The organism is Novosphingobium olei (assembly GCF_037076535.1).
Taxonomy (GTDB): domain Bacteria; phylum Pseudomonadota; class Alphaproteobacteria; order Sphingomonadales; family Sphingomonadaceae; genus Novosphingobium; species Novosphingobium olei.
Genome location: NZ_AP029021.1, coordinates 833,974 through 851,740, shown reverse-complemented (window position 1 = coordinate 851,740; position 17,767 = coordinate 833,974). Strand labels below are relative to the sequence as shown.

The 17,767-nt window shown below is 66.1% G+C and carries 14 protein-coding genes and 1 riboswitch; of the genes, 7 read left to right on the top strand and 7 right to left on the bottom strand.

Annotated elements, in window-relative coordinates:
* Positions 1-14: 14 nt before the first annotated feature.
* Positions 15-935 (top strand): hypothetical protein, encoded by a 921-nt coding sequence (locus AACH40_RS04090; protein WP_338644308.1) that lies wholly within the window; start codon positions 15-17, stop codon positions 933-935.
* 567 nt (positions 936-1,502) lie between these two features.
* Here the strand turns inward: AACH40_RS04090 and AACH40_RS04085 are convergent.
* The 3 genes from AACH40_RS04085 to uvrA all read right to left on the bottom strand — a co-directional run bounded on the left by AACH40_RS04085 (position 1,503) and on the right by uvrA (position 7,237).
* Complete coding sequence (locus AACH40_RS04085; protein ID WP_338644307.1) at positions 1,503-2,825, bottom strand: AAA family ATPase; 1,323 nt, start codon at positions 2,823-2,825, stop codon at positions 1,503-1,505.
* Positions 2,826-3,592: 767 nt separating this feature from the next.
* A complete protein-coding gene (locus AACH40_RS04080; protein WP_338644306.1) occupies positions 3,593-3,934 on the bottom strand; it encodes a hypothetical protein in 342 nt (113 codons plus the stop codon).
* A 336-nt stretch (positions 3,935-4,270) separates the two neighbouring features.
* Entirely contained in the window at positions 4,271-7,237 is a 2,967-nt protein-coding gene (uvrA, locus tag AACH40_RS04075) for an excinuclease ABC subunit UvrA (RefSeq protein WP_338644305.1), read from the bottom strand.
* 288 nt (positions 7,238-7,525) lie between these two features.
* Between uvrA and AACH40_RS04070 the strand changes: the two genes are divergently transcribed.
* Both AACH40_RS04070 and AACH40_RS04065 read left to right on the top strand, forming a co-directional pair.
* A complete protein-coding gene (locus tag AACH40_RS04070) occupies positions 7,526-7,714 on the top strand; it encodes a hypothetical protein (RefSeq protein ID WP_338644304.1) in 189 nt (62 codons plus the stop codon).
* Between the two features lie 286 nt (positions 7,715-8,000).
* A complete protein-coding gene (locus tag AACH40_RS04065; RefSeq protein ID WP_338644303.1) occupies positions 8,001-8,339 on the top strand; it encodes a UrcA family protein in 339 nt (112 codons plus the stop codon).
* A 95-nt stretch (positions 8,340-8,434) separates the two neighbouring features.
* Here the strand turns inward: AACH40_RS04065 and AACH40_RS04060 are convergent, their stop codons facing one another.
* The 4 genes from AACH40_RS04060 to AACH40_RS04045 are packed head-to-tail and all read right to left on the bottom strand — an operon-like array spanning position 8,435 to position 12,963.
* Positions 8,435-9,163 carry an ABC transporter ATP-binding protein gene (locus AACH40_RS04060; RefSeq protein WP_338644302.1) on the bottom strand — a complete coding sequence of 243 codons (729 nt, stop codon included), beginning with the start codon at positions 9,161-9,163 and terminating at the stop codon, positions 8,435-8,437.
* Positions 9,160-10,122: an iron ABC transporter permease gene (locus AACH40_RS04055; protein WP_338644301.1), complete on the bottom strand. Its 963-nt coding sequence runs from the start codon at positions 10,120-10,122 to the stop codon at positions 9,160-9,162. The genes AACH40_RS04060 and AACH40_RS04055 overlap by 4 nt, the downstream gene beginning before the upstream one ends.
* Positions 10,119-11,129 (bottom strand): ABC transporter substrate-binding protein, encoded by a 1,011-nt coding sequence (locus AACH40_RS04050; protein WP_338644300.1) that lies wholly within the window; start codon positions 11,127-11,129, stop codon positions 10,119-10,121. The genes AACH40_RS04055 and AACH40_RS04050 overlap by 4 nt, the downstream gene beginning before the upstream one ends.
* Positions 11,053-12,963 (bottom strand): TonB-dependent receptor plug domain-containing protein, encoded by a 1,911-nt coding sequence (locus AACH40_RS04045; RefSeq protein WP_338644299.1) that lies wholly within the window; start codon positions 12,961-12,963, stop codon positions 11,053-11,055. Before AACH40_RS04045 ends, AACH40_RS04050 begins: the two co-directional genes overlap by 77 nt.
* Positions 12,964-13,087: 124 nt before the next feature.
* Positions 13,088-13,265, bottom strand: a riboswitch (cobalamin riboswitch).
* Between the two features lie 226 nt (positions 13,266-13,491).
* Between AACH40_RS04045 and AACH40_RS04040 the strand changes: the two genes are divergently transcribed.
* From AACH40_RS04040 to mdh, 4 genes are all read left to right on the top strand, one after another.
* A complete protein-coding gene (locus AACH40_RS04040; RefSeq protein ID WP_338644297.1) occupies positions 13,492-14,535 on the top strand; it encodes a PAS domain-containing protein in 1,044 nt (347 codons plus the stop codon).
* Positions 14,536-14,783: 248 nt separating this feature from the next.
* On the top strand, positions 14,784-16,055 hold the full coding sequence (locus tag AACH40_RS04035) for a cell wall hydrolase (RefSeq protein ID WP_240959406.1): 1,272 nt from the start codon (positions 14,784-14,786) through the stop codon (positions 16,053-16,055).
* A 167-nt stretch (positions 16,056-16,222) separates the two neighbouring features.
* Entirely contained in the window at positions 16,223-16,552 is a 330-nt protein-coding gene (locus AACH40_RS04030; protein WP_169492399.1) for a hypothetical protein, read from the top strand.
* A gap of 248 nt (positions 16,553-16,800) precedes the next feature.
* Positions 16,801-17,763: a malate dehydrogenase gene (mdh, locus tag AACH40_RS04025; RefSeq protein WP_338644294.1), complete on the top strand. Its 963-nt coding sequence runs from the start codon at positions 16,801-16,803 to the stop codon at positions 17,761-17,763.
* The last annotated feature ends 4 nt before the right edge of the window (positions 17,764-17,767 follow it).

Sequence of the window (17,767 nt, the reverse complement as noted above, 5' to 3'; positions counted from 1 at the left end):
TGTGCCACCGCATCGTGCGAACCGGCGAGCAGCGCATCGACGCGGGCGAGGTTGGCGGCGCGGCGGGCGTGCCAGTCGGCCTCTGCCAGCGCGACGGCGTCCTCGCAGTAGAGCATCTGCGCCACTTCCCACACCTCTTCGGGATCGGCCTCCCCGGGCTCGCCCTCTCCGAAGCCTTCTTCCCCTTCCTCGTCCCCCTCCTCGTCCTCATGGATCTCGAATTCGGGTTCGAGCATGGCGCGTTCGATCAGCGCATCGTCGACATCACAGAGGTCTTCGGGAAATTCCAGCGTGGCGACGCGGCGGGCGTTTTCGATGACCTTGTCGAGCGGCAGGCACAGCGCGCCGGGGTCTGGCTGCCCGGCCAGCACTTCCCCCACATAGACATCGAAATCGCGGGCGATGGCGCGGCTGTCCTTGCCGGCGCGCGCGGCGTGGGCATCGAGCCGCGCGACATGGGCGAGCAGCAGGCGGTTGTCGTAGCGGGTGCGCGTGCCGACCACCTCGCCGCGAAACCACACCGGCTCGGTCACGCCGTGGATGGCGCGATCGGCGAGGACCTGGCCCGCATGATCGGCGGCGCAGAGCAGCGCGGCCTCCCACCCGGCGGCAAAGCCCGCATCGCGCCGCCGCGCGACATAGGCGCTCTGCGCCGACGTCCCCGCCGCGCGTGCCGCGAGCCGCACGTTGCCATGTTCGGCCAGCGCCAGCAGGAACGCCCCGCGCTTTTCGGGGGTGAAGGCCTGCGGATAGACGGGGGTGGCGGCGCCCTCTTGCGGCAGAGCCTCGGCGGCCGGGGCGCTCCTTTGCGCGGCAGGCGCGTCGTCTGGCCCAGCGTTGTTCAGAAGGGCATCGCCGGGGAGGCCGATATCGCGCTCGAGCGGAATCCAGCCGCGCCCGAAGGAACTGGTCCCCGCCTGCGCGCCTTCCCTTGAGGAGAGTTGCGAACGATCCGATCCATCACCGCTGCGCGCCATGCCGCCTGGACTCCTGTTGGAACAAAACAGGAATGTTTAGGCTGGGATGGGGGGTGTAGGAAAGAAGGGTTTTCAGCCTAACAAATCACGACGCACTGCACAACCTCTTGGGGCACATCGTCCTTCCCGAACGCTCAACTCGAAACAAAGATTTGTGATCTTTCGCGAATCTTTGCTTCTGTTTCTTCATGAAATTGTCAAAACTTGGTACGCGGACAGTTTTCGACACTACGACTGCCAACCTCTTACTTTCAAGCTTACACTTGATTTGCGAATGACCAAGCGTTTGAAACAATTGATCTGCCGCAGATTCGACATCTCGCCCCTTAAATTCGATAAGAGCAATCCAAGATCCAGAACTTCTGATAAGTTTATCACACCGCCGAGAGTTATCTTGAATCAATACACCATCCACAAGACAAATCTCAAGAACTTCCTCATCGTCGTTTTCTATATTTATCTCTGACGACTTGGGATCACCAATTTTTATAATTTTATCGCCTTTATTATAACAATGAGACATAGCTATATTTCCATCTCTACTTCGAGAAGGCGATCAAAATCACTGGCAATATCGTCAGAGATTGAATCTAAGTAAGATGAATCAATAAGCCCGTCCGAGTCAACGATATTCCACATTCCACCATCCATCATTGCATAGGCCCTAAAGTCTTGAGGCCTGATCCAACGCTCACGCGGAACAATATCATTGATATCTGTATTCTTTTTCTTCCTTCTAGAAAGAATGCCGGACTTTAAAAACACGTTCAAACGACCCATGATATATGGAGAATGGGTAGTTAGAATCAGGCTTTTTCGATCATCCGAAAATTTTAGGCTTTCAAATAGGTAAGCCAAGAAATCACTTTGAGCGCGTGGAAAAAGGTGAGCTTCGGGCTCTTCGATATAGATTAACTCACGAAAAGACCGAGCGTTGCCATCCCTGAAGGCTTCGAGTTCGGAAAGATACTGTATGATAGACCACATTGGCAGCAACTCTTGCTGACCGCTGCTCATGGCAGTAAATGGAACTTGCCGACCATCTGTAATCTTCACTCTTTCGGAACCTGGCTCAAAAACCAGCTCACCACCGAAAAATTGCTCGCTGTACTTACGATCTCGTTCGACCGTCTCCAGCGACTTTCGGCGTATGCGCATAAGGTTGCCAGTAGACCCCGCACGTGACCGAATTTCGGAAAACTGTTCCGCAAACTTAATAGTCAATGGGTCGATAGCACCCAAGTTATTAAACGCGGCCACTAACTTTCCGATACCAGTAAAGAATGCTCGGCCAGCCGGGATGAATGTCTGATTCTCTATAAAAGATGCCCCAAGTCTTCGCCGGATATTTTGACGAATTCCCAACCGCATTTTCAGTGTCGCCTCAAGAGGATCAGCAGAAACCTTAAGCTCCTGCGCAAAAAGATCTTCGTCTAGAGAGCGGGCATTAGCCTGCAAAAAAGCATCGCGACTTTTCAGATAAAAGTCTTCGTACCAGTCGCTAAAAGTAAACGCCAATTCTTCAGATGGCCTTCCAGACTTCATCCTCCTCATAATTCTGACGTAAAAATCGTCCGAATAATATGAGATAATAAATCTCTTTTGCCCCCACGCTTCGACTGGGAACCACACACGAAACTTATTAGCCAGATGCTTTTTAAATTCCTCGAACGATAAACCCCGTTCGGCGCACGAGATATGTTCGCGATTTATGTCCGCTGCAAAGTAGTTTAACTTGATCGTGACGCTTTTCCCGCTTCCCTGTGAGCCAATAATGGCGACAACAGGAGAGGTCTCAAACTGCAGTTCGTCCAAACAGGAGAAACCGGATACAGATAAAGTGCTCAACGAACATCCTCACAGCGCGTTGTGAACCGGATGCCGCAAAGCGGCGGCTCTGTCCAGTAACCCGATTTTTGCATCAAAGGGATCGCGACAGGAGCCTGAGGGCGACAGCCCTCGCATTTGCTCTTCTCCCCTTGAAGTCCTGGATTGGCGTTGCGGTGTTAGGGTGGAGTGCCTGGGCTGCAGCGACGGGCGATCCCAGCCTTCGCTGAGACGACGGAGAGAGCGGGGAGGACGTTTGACCTGAGGTGATGGGGCCGCTGGGGCTTTTGCAGCGGTGCTTTAGCGGACGCGGCTCGTCCCCCTCCGTCATCACTGGCGCGGTGCCGCCTCTCCGGTAGGGGGCGCCTGCGGTCAGAGGATGGAGCGAGCGTGATGAACTCGGCCAAGCGCGGGGAGACGCCGCGACAGGGCGGCCTGCTGCAACAAGAACAAGCTGGACCCCGGATCAAGTCCGGGGTGACGTTCGGATGGGAGGGCACGGGTGACCTCATTCCCGGGAGCGCGAGGGCGATGGCCCTCGCCCTGCCCCTTGGCTTTTACCTCTTGCATCGCCTGCGGTCAGAGGGTGGATGCGCGCGTGATGCAACCGGCCAAGCGCGAGGATACATCGCGACAGGGCAGCTTGCTGTAACAAGAACAAGCTGGACCCCGGATCAAGTCCGGGGTGACGTTCGGAAGGGAGGGCGCGGGTGTCCTCATTCCCGGGAGCGCGAGGGCGATGGCCCTCGCCCTGCTCCCTTCGCCTTTTTCTCTTGCACCGCCTGCGATCAGAGGGTGCCGGAGACGCCGATCACGGCGCAGGCGAGCGTCAGCAGGCCGAGGCGGGGCCAGGAGGCGGGCTCGCCTTGCACGAATACCGCGATCAGTATCACGACGAGCGGCACGGTGGCGGCGAGGATCGGCATGAGCAGGCTGAGCGGGCCGCCTTCGCGGATCAGCGTCGCCAGTGCCCAGAGCGAGACGGCGTAGGTGAGCGCGCAGACCGCGCTCCAGCCGGGGTGGGTGAAGCCGGCGGTCTTGCCCAGCATGAGCGAGCCGCCGACCTGTCCCAGAGCGCAGACGACGAACAGCGTGACGACGCGCGCGGTGAGCGCGGCTGGTGCTTCCATGGTGATCCTCTTTCCGTCCGTTATGGTTTGGGCGGAAGCGTAGTGGATCGCGCGCGGTTGGGGACTGGTGGTTTGGGCAGGGGGTGGGGAGCGTGGAATAACCCCTCCACCACCCGCTGCGCGGCACCGGCGCGTTGCCGCGCCGGGCTCGGCGGGCGGACTGCCCCCGGCAGCCCGCTCGATCCGCCTGCGCCCCCCTCCCCCGTTGGGGGAGGTTTGCCGTCTTTCTCACGTTGCGCGGCTCCGGCGCGTTGCCGGGCCGGGCTTGGGGGGTATTGATGCCCCCTCCGTCATCGCTGCGCGAGGCCACCTCCGCCAGGGGGGGGGAGGATCGGGTCAGCGGGTGAGGAGGGGTTTTAGGTAGTGGCCGGTGAAGCTGCGGGGGTTTTTGGCGACCTGTTCGGGGGTGCCTTCGGCCACGAGTTCGCCGCCGCGCACGCCGCCTTCGGGGCCCATGTCGAGGATCCAGTCGGCGGTCTTGATCACATCGAGGTTGTGTTCGATGACCACGACCGAGTTGCCCTGGTCGACGAGGCGGTGGAGCACTTCGAGCAGCTTGCGCACGTCTTCGAAGTGCAGGCCGGTGGTGGGCTCGTCGAGGATGTAGAGCGTCTGCCCGGTGGAGCGGCGGGACAGCTCCTTGGCGAGCTTGACGCGCTGCGCCTCGCCGCCCGAAAGCGTGGTGGCCTGCTGGCCGACCTTGACGTAGCCGAGGCCCACTTCGTTGAGCATGTGCATCCGGTCGCGGATCGGGGGCACGGCCTGGAAGAAGCTTTCGGCGTCCTCGATCGTCATGTCGAGCACGTCGGCGATGGACAGGCCCTTGAACTTCACCTCGAGCGTTTCGCGGTTGTAGCGCTTGCCGTTGCATTCCTCGCAGGTGACGTAGACGTCGGGCAGGAAGTGCATCTCGATCTTGATCAGGCCGTCGCCCTGGCACTTTTCGCAGCGGCCGCCCTTGACGTTGAAGCTGAAGCGGCCGGCCTTGTAACCGCGCGCCTCGCTTTCCGGCAGGCCTGCAAACCAGTCGCGGATCAGGGTGAAGGCGCCGGTGTAGGTCGCCGGGTTGGAGCGCGGGGTGCGGCCGATGGGGGACTGGTCGATCTCGATCACCTTGTCGCAGTGTTCGAGGCCGGTGATGCGGTCGTGCGGGCCGGCAATGACGCGCGCGCCGTTGAGCTGCCTCGCGGCGCCGGCGTGGAGCGTGTCGATGGTGAAGCTCGACTTGCCCGAGCCCGACACGCCGGTGACGCAGGTGAAGGTGCCCAGGGGAATAGAGGCGGTGACGTTCTTGAGGTTGTTGGCGCGCGCGCCTTCGACCGTCAGTTTGAGGCCGTTGCCCTTGCGGCGATGCTTGGGCACCTCGATCCGGCGCGCGCCGGTGAGGTACTGGCCGGTGAGGCTGTTTTCGTTGGCGAGGATCTCGTCAAGCGTGCCCTGTGCCACGATCTCGCCCCCGTGGACACCCGCGCCGGGGCCGAGATCGACCACGTAGTCGGCGGTGCGGATGGCGTCCTCGTCGTGTTCCACCACGATCACCGTGTTGCCCAGATCGCGCAGGCGCTTCAGCGTTTCCAACAGGCGGTCGTTGTCGCGCTGGTGCAGGCCGATGGAGGGTTCGTCGAGCACGTAGAGCACGCCCGAGAGGCCCGAGCCGATCTGGCTGGCGAGGCGGATGCGCTGGCTTTCACCGCCCGACAGCGTTCCCGAGGTGCGATCGAGGTTGAGGTAATCGAGCCCGACGTTGTTGAGGAAGCCGAGGCGTTCGTTGATTTCCTTGAGGATGGCCTTGGCGATCTGGCTCTGCTGGCTGGTGAGCTGGGCATCGAGGCCGAGGAACCAGTCGACCGCGGCGGCGACCGACAGGCGGGTGACGCTGGAGATGTCGTTTCCGGCGACCTTGACCGACAGCGCCTCGGGCTTGAGCCGCTTGCCTTCGCAGGTTTCGCACGGCTGCGCGGTCTGGAACTTGGACAGCTCCTCGCGCATCCAGGCGCTTTCGGTCTGCAGCATGCGGCGGTTGAGGTTGCCGATGACGCCTTCGAACGCCTTGGACACGGTGTAGGACTTCTTGCCGTCGACGAAAGTCAGCGGCACGGGCTTGCCCGCGGTGCCGTAGAGGATGACGACCTTCACTTCGGCCGGCAGCTGGTCCCACGGCGTCGACAGGCTGAAGCCGAAGTGTTCGGCAAGGCTGGAGAGCACCTGCATGTAGTAGGGCGACGGCGGGTTGCTCTTGGCCCAGGGCACGATGGCGCCCTGCTTGAGCGAGAGGTGTTCGTTGGGCACGACCAGCTGCGGATCGAACAGCAGCTTTTCGCCGAGGCCGTCGCAGGCCGGGCACGCGCCCTGCGGAGCGTTGAACGAGAACAGCCGCGGTTCGAGCGCGTCGATGGTGAAGCCGCTGACGGGGCAGGCGAACTTTTCGGAAAAGACGATGCGGTTGGGCGGAAGGCCCGTCTTTTTCATCGCGCCCTTCTTCTGCCCCTTCGCCGCCGCGCCCTCGGACAAGGAGGACAGCCCTTCCACAGGCTCAGGGCGGGCGGCGCCTGCGGCGGCAAGGCCGATGGCTTCGAGCGTGGTGTCGGCGAGATCGACGTAGGCGAGGCCTTCGGCGAGCTTCAGCGCCTGTTCGAAGCTGTCGGCAAGGCGGGTCTGGATGCCGTCCTTGACCGCGATGCGGTCCACCACGACTTCGATGTCGTGCTTGAGCTTCTTGTCGAGCGCGGGGGCGTCCTCGATGGCCATGAGTTCGCCATTGATGCGCACGCGGGTGTAGCCCGCCTTCTGCCATTCGGCGAGTTCGCGGCGGTATTCGCCCTTGCGGCCGCGCACCACGGGCGCGAGCAGGTAGGCGCGGGTGCCTTCGGGCAGGGCCATGACGCGATCGACCATCTGGCTGACGGTCTGCGCCGAAATCGGCAGGCCCGTGGCGGGCGAATAGGGAATGCCGACCCGCGCCCAGAGCAGGCGCATGTAGTCGTAGATCTCGGTCACGGTGGCGACGGTGGAGCGCGGATTGCGGCTGGTGGTCTTCTGTTCGATCGAGATGGCAGGCGAGAGGCCATCGATGTGTTCGACATCGGGCTTCTGCATCATTTCGAGGAACTGGCGCGCGTAGGCCGACAGGCTTTCGACGTAGCGGCGCTGGCCTTCGGCATAGATCGTGTCGAACGCGAGGCTCGACTTGCCCGAGCCCGACAGGCCGGTGATGACGATCAGGCTGTCGCGGGGGAGATCGACGTCGATCCCCTTGAGGTTGTGTTCGCGCGCGCCGCGCACCGAAAGGGTCGTGAGGGACATGATGCCGATGTTCCAGATTTGTTCGATTCAGGCAACGGTCTTGTGCCTGTCTTGGAAGAGCGGCGGATGTGGGGAGCGAGGAGGCCAGCGGCAAGGTGGCGATCGGGGCAGGCGACGTTCGCATGCCTGCCCCATCCCCGCACCGCGACCCATTGCACCGCGATCGGCAAACCTTTCCCGCCGCTGCCGCAATTCCTCAATAAAACAACGCCGTGTCGCAACCATACAATTCGGCGACAGTGCGAGGTGCTATGGTGCGCAGCGATCGAACCATTGGACGCCGCACCCGTGACCGAGCTGCCCGAACCAGACCTGCGCAAAGGAGCGGCACACCGCGCGCCGCTGGCGGCGAATCTGTTCCACGGGCCCGCCACCGAGGCGGCGGCGACGCGGCCGGCGATCCCGCTGATCGAGCGCGATCATTTCACCGAGCATTTCGCCATCGACTTTGCCGCGGCGCTTAACCGCCACGGCTGATCCCCGATTTTCCGGTTCAACAACCATCCCCTGCCGCCCGGCGCGGCGGGGAGTTTTGTCGTGCGTGATGACAGCGCGTGACAGCAAACGTCTTCCTGCAACACAATCGTCTTCATTGAAACGATAACTGATAATTTCTGAAACTAAACAACTGTACAGTAATGTCCGTTGTTTCGGTTTAATACTTGTAGTCAAAAAGAATCGTTTACATCAGGTTAAAGCAGGTCCAATTGGCGCCCGGGTTCGCGACAACTATACGACACCCTAGTTCCCAGGAGATTATCGCATGGTTCGCACCGCACGTTTCGCGGCGATGGCCCTTGCCTTCGCCCCTTTCGCTTTCGTTGCATCTGCCCAAGCCAAGGCTGACGCCGCCGCCTCTGACGCGCAGACGCTCGAGGTTCGCTACGACGACCTCAACCTCACCACCAACCGCGGGATCGCACTGCTCGACGCGCGCATCGCGCGGGCTGCCAACGAAGTCTGCGGCAGCGCCGACATCCGCGACATCACCGCCAGCCGCATCGTGCGCGCCTGCAAGCGCAACGCGATCAGCGGCACCGCCGATGCGCGCCGCCTTGCCATCGCGGCGAGCGACACGCGGCTCGCGATGCGTTCGCGCTGAGCGACAGCACGCGGGAATGCGCAAGGGCTCGCCCGGCGGAGAGGCCGGGCGGGCCCTTCGCGGTTTCACCGGACCATCGGTACCGGGTGATCAGTTCAGGGAAGCGCGAGCGCCTGTGCGCCAGGTTCGCCGAGCCAGCGCGCGGCAACGCCCCAGACGCGGGCGATCAGATCGGGCGTGAGGACATCGGCCGGGGCGCCTTGCCCGGCGAGCCGGCCTTCGTGAAGCACGACGACGCGATCGGCGTGGTTCATCGCCAGCGCCAGATCGTGCAGCACGAGCACGCAACCGCGCCCCTCCCCCGCCAACGCGCGGAAGCGGGCGAGCAGGGCCTGCTGGTGCGCGAGATCGAGCGCGGCGAGCGGTTCGTCGGCCAGGACCCAGTCGGGCTGCCCCGCCAGCACGCGGGCGAGCAGGGCGCGGGCGCGCTCTCCGCCCGATAGCCGCGCCACGGGGCGATCGGCGAGGGTTTCGAGATCGAGCTGGTGGAGCGCGGCGGCGATGGCGGCGGCATCGGCCCGCGCGCCCGCATCGTGCGGCAGGCGGCCGAGCCCGACCAGCGTGCGCACCGAGACGTTCCACGCGACGTCGCCCGATTGGGGAAGGTAACCGATGCGCTGCGCCCGCAGACGTGGGGGGAGCGTGCGCAACGCATCGGGCCCTAAGCTGACTGCACCGGGGATCAACCCGGCCAACGCGGCCAGCAGGGTGGACTTGCCGGCGCCATTGGGGCCGACGATGGCGGTAACGGTGCCGGGATCGAGCGTGAGCGACACGTCCGATAGGCGACCGGGAATGGAAAGGCTGCGGGCGGCGAGCGTCATGCGACATCCCTGCGCAGGCGCAGCAGCAGGTGCAGGAAGAACGGCGCTCCGCCAAGGCTGAGCGCGATGCCGAGCCGCAGCTCACCGCCGGGGAGCGGCACCACGCGGCACAGGCAATCGGCCAAGAGGAGCAGCAGCGCGCCGGCCAGCGCGCTCGGCAGCAGCAGCGCGGACGGGCGGTGATCGGTAAACGGGCGGACGAGGTGCGGCACGATCAGGCCGACGAAGCCGATGATCCCCGCAACCGCCACGCCTGCGCCGACCAGCGCGCCGACGCCCGCCACCATCAGCCATTGCAGCCGCACCGGATCGACCCCGAGCGAACGCGCGGCATCTTCCCCCAGCGTCAGCGCATCGAGGCCGCGGCCAGTGCGCGACAGGATGGCAAGGCCCGCCAGCGTGAACGGCGCGGCGATGGCAACGTCGCTCCAGCCGCGATCGGCGAGCGCGCCCATCAGCCAGGTGACGATTTCGGACAGCGCGAAAGGATTGGGCGAAAGGCTGATGGCGAGGCTGGTGAGCGCGCCGGCAAGGCTGGCGATCATCATGCCCGCCAGCGTGAACAGGGCGAGGCCCGCGGTGCGCCCGGCGATCAGCGCGAGCAGCGCCATGGCGAGCGCGCCTCCGACAAGCGCGAAGGCGGGGAGCGCATAGGGCTGAACGGCATAGCCGGTGTAGAACGAGAGCACCGCGCCCAGCGCCGCCATCGGCGCGACGCCGAACAGGCCGGGATCGGCGAGCGGATTGCGCAAGTAGCCCTGCATCGCCGCGCCGCTGGCGCCGAGACCGCCTCCGACCAGCAGCGCCAGCACCGCGCGCGGGGCGCGCAGCTCCATCAGGATCGGCACGGCATTGCGCACCGGGGGGCCGAACGGATCGATCCACACCTGGCCTGCGAGCAGCGACAGCGGCAGCGCGATCAGCAGCAGGGCGGAAAGGACGAGGACCGGGCGGGTCATCGTGCGGTGCCTTTCGCCATTACCCCTCCACCGCCTGCGGCGGTCCCCCTCCCCCGTCGGGGGAGGATCTGGGTGCGTACCTCGGCGAGGCGCTGGGCGGCGCGGATCACGGTGGGGCCGCCGCAATAGAGCAGGTTGGGCGCGAAGGCGGCGCGGGTGGTACCGGTGAGCGCGCGCAGGGCGGGATGGGCGAGCGCGCGGTCCTGGTCGGCGGCGGCGCGGTCGCCGGCATCGGCCACCAGGATCACGCGCGGCGGATCGGCCAGCATGCGTTCGAGCGGCAGGCGATCGGCCTGGCCCAGCCCGCGCAGTGCGCTGAAATTGGTGTAGCCGGTGCGGACCAGCAGGTCGGACACCAGCGTCCCCTGCCCCGGCACGATGCCGCCCGGCTCCCACACCACGGCGGGGATCGGCGGCGCGCCCGGCGGCGGCGCGGCGGCGGCAAGCGCGGCGTCCATCCGCGCGACGAGCGCTTCGCCGCGATCGGGATGGCCGACGAGGCCGGCAAGGCGGCGGACTTGGGCGCGGGCATCCTCCACCGTGGCGGCAAGGTCGACCGTCTCCAGCTTCAGGCCGAGCCGGGCGTAGGCGCTGGCGGTGGCGGGCGCGATGAACCGGCCGTCGATGACGAGATCGGGGCGCAGCGCGAGCACTTCCTCGACCGTGCCGTGGGTGCTGGGCAGCCGCTGCGCCAGCGCGAGGTCCATGCTGGTGGAACGCGGATCGCGGCTCCACGCCGACAGCGCGAGGATCTGGTTGCGGTCGGCGACTTCGGCAAGGATGGCATCGGCGCAGGGGTTGAGGCTGACGACCGTGGGGTGGACGCGCGGCGCGGGCGGCGCGTCCGCCCGGCTCGCCGGGATGCACCCGGCAAGCAGCAGCGGCGCGCAACCCGCAAGAGCGCGCGCCGCCGCTTCGAGGCAAGCCGCCTTAATAGCGCACCCGCACGCCCGCGAACGCGGCGCGGCCCCAGGTGTTGTAATCGGCCACGGTGGGGACGTAGGCATCGAACAGGTTTTCCACCCGGCCATAGAGTTCGAGGCTGGGCAGGATCGCGTAGGAGGCGCGCAGGTCGGTGATCATGCCGCCTTCAAGCCTGGTCGCATTGGCGCGATCGTTGAAGCTTTCCGAACGGAAGCGCAGGTCGGCGCCCAGCGACAGGCCGGTGAGCGGGGTCTTCCAGTCGATCGAGCCGGTGACCGTGGCGAACGGGCGGCGCGGCAGGTCCTTGTCGTAAGTGAACGTGCCCTTGCTGCGATCGCGGGCGCGCAGGAAGGTGGCGTTCATGCCCACGGCAAGGTTGGCCGAGGGCTTGGCCGACCATTCAAGCTCGACGCCTTCGGCACGGGCGCGGCTTGCGTTGTAATAGATCCCGCCAAAGCCGAACCCCGCAATGTTCGCCGCGTCGCACGCGGGCGTGGACACGCCATAGCACGAGAAGAACTCGATCAGGTTGCGCGTGTCACGCCGGAAAACACTGACCGCGGCGAAGACATGATCGCGGCTGCCCCATTCGAGGCCGGCGTCGTAGCTGCGGCTGCGTTCGGGGCGCAGCGGATCGATGCCGAGCGACTGGTAGGCGACGTTGCCGTAAGTGGGATCGTAGAGTTCGAACAGCGTCGGCGCGCGGAAGCCTTCGCCGTAGCTGGCGCGCAGGCGCAGGTTGGCGGTCAGGCGGACGCTGGCGTTGGCGCCGAAGGTCCAGGCATCGCCGTACTGGTTGTGATCGTCGTAGCGCAGGCCGGCGGCGAGTTCCGCCCGGTCGCCATACCAGCCGAGCAGGGCGTGGACCGAGTTGAGGCGGCTGCGCGGGCTGGCGGACCCTTCGCGCGGCAGGGTCTGGCGTTCGCTGTCCGCGCCGAAATCGAGCGCGAAGTGTTCGGGCAGGCGCAGGCGCCCGGTCAGCTCCGCGCGCTGGCTGCGGCCGGCATAGCCGTATTCGAGGATATCGCCCGCCCCGCCATCGTAGGTATCGCGGCGGGTGTCAGAAAAGGCATAGCCGGCATCGAGATCGAGCAAGGTCGAACGGTAACGCAGGCCGCCGCGCGCGGTGAACTGGCGGGTGATCTGGTATTCCAGCGTATCGCCGAAGGTGTAGAGCGGCGGGGCATAGCCGTCCATGTCGCTGTGGCTGCGGGCATAGCGCGCGGTGGCGACGACGCTGAGCCCGGGGACCACTTCGAAGCGGCCGGTACCGCCCACGCGCCACTGTTCGTAGCCATCGGCCTCGGTCCCGCTGCGCGCGGCAGAGACGCCGTCGGTGCGGTCATACCCGCCGTTGAGCGTCAGCGCGCCGCGCGCGTTCGAGATGCCGGCGACGGCGTTGCCCGAAAAGCTGGCGTGGGTACCGCCTTCGGCATTGGCTTCGACGCCGTTCAGTTCGCGCGAGGTGACGGCAAGCACGCCGCCGATCGCTTCCGACCCCCAGATCACCGAGTTCGACCCGCGCAGCAGCTCGACCGAGCCGAGGCCGCCCGTTTGCAGCGTGGCGAAATCGTTGGCGCCCTTGGGCGAGGACACGTCGTTGAGGCGCACGCCATCGACGAGGACAAGGACGTGTTCGGAATTGGCGCCGCGCACGAACAGGCTGGTCTGGCTGCCGGGGCCGCCGGTGCGGGCGAAGGCGACGCCGGGCAGGTGTTCGACCACGCGGACCAGATCGGGGCCCTGCAGCCGCTGCAGGTCTTCGGCCGTAAGAACGCCAATGGCCTGGCCGGTCTGGTCGATGGCGGTTTCGCTGCCGGTGGCCAAGACAGTGATCGGTGCCGCGTCCTCTTCGGCGCGGGCAACCTGCGCGGTGAGCGCGAGCGCGCACGAGAGGGCGATGAACGACGAACGCATGATATTTCCCCCGGCCCATGAACGACACGATTGCCGTCCATGGCGGGGACCGGTGCGGGGCCAAATGGCGCGCCGGTTCCTCGCATGCGCCCGGTACACCCCGCCCGGCCGCGGAACGACCGCACACCGGCAGGTTTCCTGGCTCGTCCGGGTCATCGCGATATCCGCCCGCCTTCCCGGCAAGAGCCAGTGGCACAGGGACGGATCGCTCGCCGGACACAGTTGCGGGGGCAGCTTCGGTCCACCTTGTGCAGACAAGGCGTCGCGAATTCCCTCTTAGCCCCGTCTCCGGGGCACCGATGGCGTCGGTGGCGCCGGTAGCGGGCTTTGCCCCTGCGGGCAAGAGGAAGGAAAAACGCCGATGGAGGCCGGCTCGCACCGTCTGCGGCCGTCGAGCGCGGCGCTGTTTGTTGAGCGTACAACGGCGCGATGATACGAACGTTTGCCTTGCTGTGGGGAGCGAGTCGCATGGAAGGTGGAGGCGCCAGCGGGGGCGAGCCCGTCTTTTCGCAATTCGCGAGCAGTTCCGTGCACCCTGGTGGAGGCGCTGGCAGCGAGCGACAGGACCAGCCGCCGCTCGAGGCCGACCTGAGGCGGGACGCGCTCGATGCAACGCCCGATTGCGTGAAGTTCCTGTCCCCCGACGGCCGGGTGATGCACATGAACCGCGCCGGGTGCGACGCGCTGGGCGTTTCTCCGGCGAACGGGTTCGGCATGCCCTGGCTTGGCCTGCTGCCCGAGGATGTGCGCCCGCTTGGCGAAGAAGCGCTGCGCCAGGCCGCGCAGGGAGAGAACGCGCGCTTCCTGGGCCGCAGCGAAACCGGCGTCGGCGCGGTCCACTGGGACAATCTGCTGACCCCGCTGTCCGACAGCGAAGGGCGGGTGATCTCGATCATGTGCGTATCGCGCGATACGACCGCGCAGAACCGGCTGGAACGCGGGCTGGAGGAAGCGGCCAGCCGCGACAAGCTGCTGGCGCGCGAGATGCAGCACCGCATCAAGAACGTGTTTTCGGTCTTTGCGGGCCTTATCCAGCTGGCCGAACGACAGGCCGATCTGAGCGGCGACCCGAGGTCTGCCACGACGATCCTGCGCGAAAAGCTGGCGGCGCTTGGACGGGCGAGCGATGCCGCGTTCGCCGAGGAGCCGATCGACCCGAGCGCGCTGGACAGCGTCGATCTGGAAACCCTGGTGCGGTCGGTGCTGCTTCCTTATGGCGAGCGCTGCCAGATCGACGGACCGCGCACGGTGATCGCGCAGCAGCTGATTTCGGTATTCGCGCTGGTGCTGCACGAGCTTGCGACCAATTCGGTCAAGTACGGCGGGTTGAAGCTGCGCGAAGGCAACGTGGTGGTTTCGTGGGAGCGCGGTGAAGATGCGCTGCAGTTCGTGTGGACCGAACGCGGCGGCCCGGAAATCCTCTCTTCCCCCGCAGGCCTGGGATTCGGCAGCCAGATGACCGACCGGCTGGTCCGGTCGATCGGTGGCAGGATCGAACGCACCTGGCACCCCGAAGGGCTGGTGGTCGAACTGACCGTGCCCGATCTGTTGGCCCCCAGCAAAGAGAGCTGATGCCCCTGTCGGCGTGAGGGCGACGTCTGCGGTCGATGCGCTGAGAGCCGACACTGGGCACGACGCGCTGCCTTGGACGCATTGCCTTAACCCGGCGGCAAGCAAGCGTGCCGTATCGGGACAGCGTGACCTGGCGATGCAGCCAGACGCCCGCTCTTGCGTTATGGAGCGCGACGAGCCCGGAGATCCTTGGCGGTACCTTGACCATTCTGCCCTAGCTATTCTGCCCTAGCCATGACCAACGCCCCTTGCCCCTGACGATTGCCTATCGACCGGTGATCCTGCCGAGCCCGCTGGCGGCGGAGAGCGGACGCGCATCCGCGGCCGAGGGGCCGAAGGCTGAGCCACGGTCGATCGCACTGGCGATCGCGCTGCCGACCGAGCTGCGGCCGCGCGACTTTGCCGCGCGCATCCGGCAGAAGGACATGATTTCGGTGCGGCGCGCGCTGCGGCGGCCTTCGATGCTGCGCCAGCGGCTCGCCGGGATCGCGGCGATCGGGCTTGGCGCGGCGGTGCTGGGCAGCGTCGGCTGGGGCGATCCGCGCGGCGTGCAGCGCGCGGCGGCGCAAGGCGGTGCGCTGCAACCGTTCGAGCAGCCGGGCGAAAGCTTTCCCGGCTCTGCCTTCTACTATGTCGCGCCCGAGGATTCGGGGCTGCTTTCGCCCGACAGCGCCGAGGCGGCCTGGTCCGCGCGGCGCGACGACGAGGACGCGCCGCGGATCGGCCCGGCTGGGCGCCCGGTGTTCGCGCAAGGGACGAGCGAGGACCGCTGGCGCGCGCAGCAGTGCCTGACCGCGGCGATCTATTACGAGGCGGCGAGCGAACCGGACGGCGGGCAGCGCGCGGTGGCGCAGGTGATCCTGAACCGCGTGGCGCATCCTGCCTTCCCCAAGACGGTGTGCGGCGTGGTCTACCAGGGTTCGGAACGGCCCGGCTGCCAGTTCAGCTTCGCCTGCGACGGATCGCTGGCCAGAAAGCCGGTGGCGCAGTTCTGGGACCGCGCGCGGCGCGTGGCGGCCGATGCGCTGGCCGGTTACGTCTATGCCCCGGTGGGCCTTGCCACGCATTACCACACCTGGGCGGTGCACCCTTCGTGGGCGGACAAGCTGACCTTCATCGGCGCGATCGGGGCACACCGCTTCTATCGCTGGGCGGGCGGCGCCGGGCAGGCGCGGGCATTCAGCGCGGTCTATACCGGCGGCGAGCCGGTGGCGGCCCCGCATCCGCGCACCTGGGCGCCGACCAGCGCCGACATCGCCGATCCCGTGGCGCTGGAGCGCGCGTTCGAGGAAGGGCGGCTGGCCGCGCTGCGCCAGCAGGCGGCAACTCCCGCGCCCGTGGCGGCCACCGCATCGTTCGGCCAGCAGCCGCTGCCGCACGCAAGCGCCCCGGCCTATGCCCCCGAGGTGGAGCAGCGCGGCGGCGATGCGGTGTACAAGGGCAACGACCTGCCGCAGGGCGGCGCGGTCAATCCGGCGTATGAAAACGCGGGCAAGTGGATCGCCAAGCCGGGCGCGTGATCGCCGGCCGACACGCTTCGTCGTGCGTGAAGGGCGAGACGAGAGGTTATCGCTTCCTTTACCGTGAGGGCCAACCGAGTGTTCACGTGGCCGGGGCTAACAGCAGCGGCAAGGAAGACGCCGTTGCCTGCGCAAGCGGGTCGGCGAAGATGGTTGGAGACCGTTCGATGCTGCGCTTTGCCCCCCGCTACGGGATGATCTCGCCCTGCCTCGTCCGTCCCAGCCGCAACCCGCGCCGCCGCGCCATCGAACGCGCGGTCAACGACAACGCCCCGCAGCAGGACGGCGCGCTGTTCGATGCCGACGGGGTGCTGGCCGCCGCCCTGCGTCTGTTCGCCGCACACGGGATTTGCGCCGCCGAGCGGGCATGCGAAGCCGCCGAGATCGCCAAGGCGACGGGCGATGCAGAAGGCGTGGTTTGGTGGATCGAGGTGTGCCGCGCGCTGGACCGGCGCATGGCGCGGGAAGCATCGCGCAAGCTGGCCCGGGCGCGCTGAGCGAGAGCTTCGCCGCAGCTTCCCCCGGCCGGCTTCGACTTTGGTCGCAGGCCACTTGTTGCTATTGCGAACTGTTATCGAAAAAACCCGGAAATCAGGGATTTTTGCGGGTTGCTTTCGCGTGCGAGCGGGCCTAGGGCGCCTGCCAGCCGTCCGAACCTTCCCGTCATGCGGGGCGCGGGAGGTCCCTAACAGGGCGGTGGCCTGACCTGTTGTCCCGCATGTTTCGGGAAAGGACCGAAAAGCTCATGGCACGCAAGAAGATTGCCCTGATCGGCGCCGGCAACATCGGCGGTACGCTGGCTCACCTCGCCGCCCAGAAGGAACTTGGCGACATCGTCCTGTTCGACGTCGTCGAAGGCGTGCCGCAGGGCAAGGCGCTCGACCTGTCGCAGTGCGGCCCGATCGAAGGCTTCGACGCCAAGATCACCGGATCGAACGATTACGCCGACATCGCGGGCGCGGACGTCATCATCGTCACCGCCGGCGTTGCCCGCAAGCCCGGCATGAGCCGCGACGACCTGCTCGGCATCAACCTGAAGGTGATGAAGGCGGTCGGCGAAGGCATCAAGGCCAACGCCCCCGACGCCTTCGTGATCTGCATCACCAACCCGCTCGACGCGATGGTCTGGGCGCTGCGCGAATTCTCGGGCCTGCCCCATAACAAGGTCGTCGGCATGGCCGGCGTGCTCGATTCGGCGCGCTTCAGCCACTTCATCGCCGATGAATTCAACGTTTCGGTCAAGGACGTGAACACGTTCGTGCTGGGCGGCCACGGCGACACCATGGTTCCGGTGACGCGCTATTCGACCGTCAACGGCATCCCCGTTCCCGACCTCGTCAAGATGGGCCTGTCGACGCAGGAGCGCATCGACGCGATCGTGCAGCGCACCCGTTCGGGCGGCGGCGAGATCGTCGCGCTGCTCAAGACCGGTTCGGCGTTCTATGCCCCCGCCACCTCGGGCATCGCGATGGCCGAAGCCTACCTCAACGACCAGAAGCGCATCCTGCCCTGCGCCGCCTATGTCGATGGCCAGTACGGCGTTGACGGGCTTTATGTCGGCGTGCCGGTGCAGATCGGCGCCGGCGGCGTGGAAAAGGTGATCGAGATCGAGCTGGACGAAGCCGACAAGGCCGGCCTCAAGGTTTCGGTCGACGCGGTCAAGGAACTGCTCGTGGCGTGCAAGGGCATCGACCCCTCGCTCGCCTGATCCG